Origin of the sequence: Clostridium sp. (assembly GCF_021443865.1) — a bacterium.
GTDB lineage: Bacteria > Bacillota > Clostridia > Clostridiales > Clostridiaceae > Clostridium.
In genome coordinates, this window is sequence record NZ_JABUTB010000022.1 from 12220 (window position 1) to 15908 (window position 3689).

Consider the following 3689-nt stretch of genomic DNA (forward strand, 5'->3'; position numbering starts at 1 on the left):
GAGCTGCTTCTAATTCTGCTAATTTTTTCTTTCTTTCATTTTCCTTTTTGGCATTTAATACGTGCATGTTAGCATTAGTTGCTTCTTCTGCTAATTTCCTAGGAAATAAAAAGTTTCTTGCATATCCATCTGATGCTTCTACAACATCACCTTTTTTACCTACTTTTTTAACATCTTGTAATAATATTACCTTCATGTTATTCACCAACCTTCAAATGTTTTTCTATTGCCTTTTTAAGTACTTTTTTAGCTTCATCTATTGAGACATTACTTAATTGTGCTCCAGCCATATTCATATGGCCTCCACCACCTAATTCTTCAAGTATTACTTGAACATTATATTCTCCTATAGATCTACCGCTAATTATTATGTTATTGTTTATTTCAATTAATACAAAACATATATTGATTCCATATATATTTAATAATTCATCAGCTGCTCTTGCAGCCATAAAGGACTTTTTAATTCCCTTTGGTGCTAATGCTATAGCTAGATTTTCAAAAACTTCTGCTGATTTTATTGTATCTGCTATTACTAAATAATCTTCAAGATTATCCATAAACATCTTCTTAACTTCTATAGTATCTGCTCCTAAGGATCTTAAGAATGATGCTGCATCAAATGTTCTTACTCCAGTTTTAAATGAAAATCCTTTAGTATCCATAAATATTCCAGCAAGTAAGCCTTCAGCTTCTAACTTTGTTAAATTAGGCTTTTGTACCATATACTGAATTACTTCTGTTACCATTTCAGATGTTGATGAAGCATATACTTCAATATAATTTAGTATTGCGCCCTCAACTATATCTGGACTTCTTCTATGATGATCTATAATTATCTTTCTTGGGGCTTTATCTAGTATTTCTTTATCTAGTATATATCCTGAATTATGAACATCTACTATTATAAATAATGTTTTTTCATTAATTTGCTCATTAGCATCTTCTAATGAGATAAAAAGATTATCATATTTTGAATCTTTTTTTAATTTTGATAGAAAATAATCTATTGCAGCTGTTTCATTTCCTAATATTATATTACAAGGTTTTCCTAATTGTCTAACAATAGCTGATAATCCTACAGATGATCCAAAACAGTCCATATCAGGATTTTTATGTCCAATAATAAATACATTGCTGCTTTCATATATTAATTCCTTTAAAGTATGAGAAATAATTCTAGCTCTAACTCTTGTTCTCTTCTCTATTTCTCTTGAATTACCTCCAAAGAACTTAATTTTTTCATTATTCTTTATTACAACTTGGTCTCCGCCTCGTCCTAAAGCTAACTCTTTTGCTGAAGTTGCAAAATTGTTATTTTCTAAAGGACAGGTTCCTCCTCTTCCTACACCAATACTTAGAGTAACCTCATATTTATTTCCTCTATCTATTGCAGATACTTCTTCTAGAATTGAAAATTTATTATTTATTTCTTCATCAATATACTTATCTTGCATAGATAATATATACTTGTTAGAATCATACTTAGTTATCATAGCCTTAAGTCTTTGTGCATATGCATTTATAGTTTTTTCCACTTCTGCAACTAGCATAGGCCTATCACTTTCCATAGTAGTTTCTAATACTTCAGATAAGTTATCTACTTCAATAATCATTATGCTTTCTTTAGTGCTTTCAATATTTTTGTTCCCGCTAATATCATTAAAGTAAACTATATATAAATTCTCTTCTAAGTTATTATCTTCTAATTTACTTGCATATACCTTGTAGAATGAATTTAATATCTTTATTTTTTGATGCAAATCTCTATCACAGGTAAATAATCTAGATAAATTTAAGCCTCTTGCTATACTAACTAAATTTAATCCTAAAGGTTCTTCTTCTGGAGTAAATTTTTTAAATTCCTTATTGTACCAGAAAATTTCTCCTGATTCTTTTATTATAGCTAGTGGGAATATCAAATTAAAAATATTGTTATCAATATCTTTTAAAATTGTTTCCTTAATCTTTTCAGTATTATTTTCTACTTCTTCTTTACTTAAGTATTCACTAATTGTAAATATAATAAATATAAATAATAAAAAACTTCCTAAAAAGATATTCTGTATATAATATAATGCTATGCAAGCTGCTACAAAGAGAATTGGTGTAACTATAGGTTTAATATTTTTAAACCTCTTTTTATATAATTCTTTCCATTCCATAATATTAATGGTGCTCCTTTAAATGTAATTGAAGTTTACTTAGGCTCCTTCCATCACTTTCATACTCATGCTCTTCAGCAATTCCTGCTTGTAATTTTTTCTTCATGTCATCATCTACATCCTTACATGAATATCCAAGCTTTTGGGCTAATACATATAAAATAATTACAGCTCCAGATATGCAGTTTAAAATAGCATCTTGAGCTACATTACTTCCTTTGGTTAATAAATGATAAAATTCAGCTATTATACTTAAAAGGTTTGCTTTTAATTTTTCTATCATTTTAATATTGGCCATTATATTTAAATCATCTCTCTTCAACCTCTTCACCCCTATAATAATACCCTTGTATATATATTTTAAATATATTTGACTTTTAATGCAACAACTTATAAATTTATTTACATATTTTGTAAAACATATATGTATTAGTATAACAAAAAACCCCTGAAATAACAGGGGTTAATTACTTTACTCAGTTGTAAATGGTAATAATGCTATGTTTCTTGATCTCTTTATAGCACTTGTTAATTCTCTTTGGTGCTTAGCGCAAGTTCCAGAAATTCTTCTTGGTAATATCTTACCTCTTTCTGTTACGAACTTTCTTAGCTTAGTAATATCTTTATAATCTATTGTTTCAGCTTTATCTACGCAAAAAGCACAAACTTTTCTCTTAGATCTTCTCATTTTTCCAGATCTCTTCATATCTTTCATGCTAATTCCCTCCTTCTTTTAGACTTTTTTAGAAAGGCATATCTCCATCATCTACAGGAGTCATATCTTCCTCGAAATTTCCACCAAAATTATTTGATGAATTTGAATAATCAGAACCATTTGAAGCACCAAATCCATTATTATATGAACCTTGGTCTCTTCCAGCACCACCGTTGTTACCTGATCCAATGAATTCAAAAGAATCTACAACTATATCAGTTGTATATCTCTTAGTTCCATCCTTAGCATCATAACTACCAGTTCTAATGCTTCCAGTAACAGCAAGTTGTCTGCCCTTTGTAAGATATTGTGCTATTGTTTCACCAGTTTTACCAAAAGCTATACAGTTGATAAAATCAGTTTCATCCTTTTTGAAAGGTCTTGTTACTGCTAAACTAAATCTAGTAACTGCAGTACCACTTCCAGCAGCAAAATTTAACTCTGGATCTTTAGTTAGTCTTCCAATAAGTATTACTTTATTCATTACAATATCACCTCTTACGCTTCTTGTTTAACTATTATGTGTCTTATAACACCATCAGTAATTCTGAATACTCTGTCTAATTCTTTAGGTAATTCTGAATCAGCATTGAAGTTGATTAATGTATAGAAACCTTCGTTAACTTTTGCGATTTCGTAAGCAAGCTTTCTCTTACCCCAAACGTCAACATTGTCTATAGTTCCTCCACCATTTTCTATTACACCTTTAAATTTTTCGATTGCAGCCTTACAAGCTTCCTCGTCAAATGATGGGTGTAGTATAAATATAGTTTCGTACTTTCTCATCATTTTCACCTCCTTTGGACTTA

6 protein-coding genes are annotated in these 3689 nt (G+C 29.4%); all 6 read right to left on the minus strand.

Annotated features, from left to right (window positions below):
• The coding region (gene rplI / locus HUJ77_RS05485) for a 50S ribosomal protein L9 (protein WP_291707571.1) at positions 1–196 on the minus strand (196 nt) is incomplete at its 3' end.
• Position 197: 1 nt separating this feature from the next.
• Complete coding sequence (locus HUJ77_RS05490) at positions 198–2165, minus strand: DHH family phosphoesterase (protein ID WP_291707572.1); 1968 nt, start codon at positions 2163–2165, stop codon at positions 198–200.
• Positions 2166–2169: 4 nt separating this feature from the next.
• Entirely contained in the window at positions 2170–2487 is a 318-nt protein-coding gene (locus HUJ77_RS05495; RefSeq protein ID WP_291707573.1) for a MazG-like family protein, read from the minus strand.
• A gap of 150 nt (positions 2488–2637) precedes the next feature.
• The gene (rpsR, locus tag HUJ77_RS05500; protein ID WP_291628887.1) at positions 2638–2880 is read right to left on the minus strand and encodes a 30S ribosomal protein S18; all 243 of its coding nucleotides are present in this window, start codon (positions 2878–2880) and stop codon (positions 2638–2640) included.
• Between the two features lie 28 nt (positions 2881–2908).
• Positions 2909–3364, minus strand: coding sequence for a single-stranded DNA-binding protein (ssb, locus tag HUJ77_RS05505; RefSeq protein ID WP_291707574.1), 456 nt, complete (start codon positions 3362–3364; stop codon positions 2909–2911).
• 14 nt (positions 3365–3378) lie between these two features.
• Positions 3379–3666, minus strand: a complete 288-nt coding sequence (rpsF, locus tag HUJ77_RS05510) for a 30S ribosomal protein S6 (RefSeq protein WP_291707595.1) — start codon at positions 3664–3666, stop codon at positions 3379–3381.
• Between the last annotated feature and the right edge of the window lie 23 nt (positions 3667–3689).

Bases quoted from the DNA above. Each gene is read 5' to 3' on its own strand.
- HUJ77_RS05490 (WP_291707572.1), bottom strand. From the start codon at position 2,165: ATGGAATGGAAAGAATTATATAAAAAGAGGTTTAAAAATATTAAACCT.
- rpsR (WP_291628887.1), bottom strand. From the start codon at position 2,880: ATGAAAGATATGAAGAGATCTGGAAAAATGAGAAGATCTAAGAGAAAA.
- ssb (WP_291707574.1), bottom strand. From the start codon at position 3,364: ATGAATAAAGTAATACTTATTGGAAGACTAACTAAAGATCCAGAGTTA.
- rpsF (WP_291707595.1), bottom strand. From the start codon at position 3,666: ATGAGAAAGTACGAAACTATATTTATACTACACCCATCATTTGACGAG.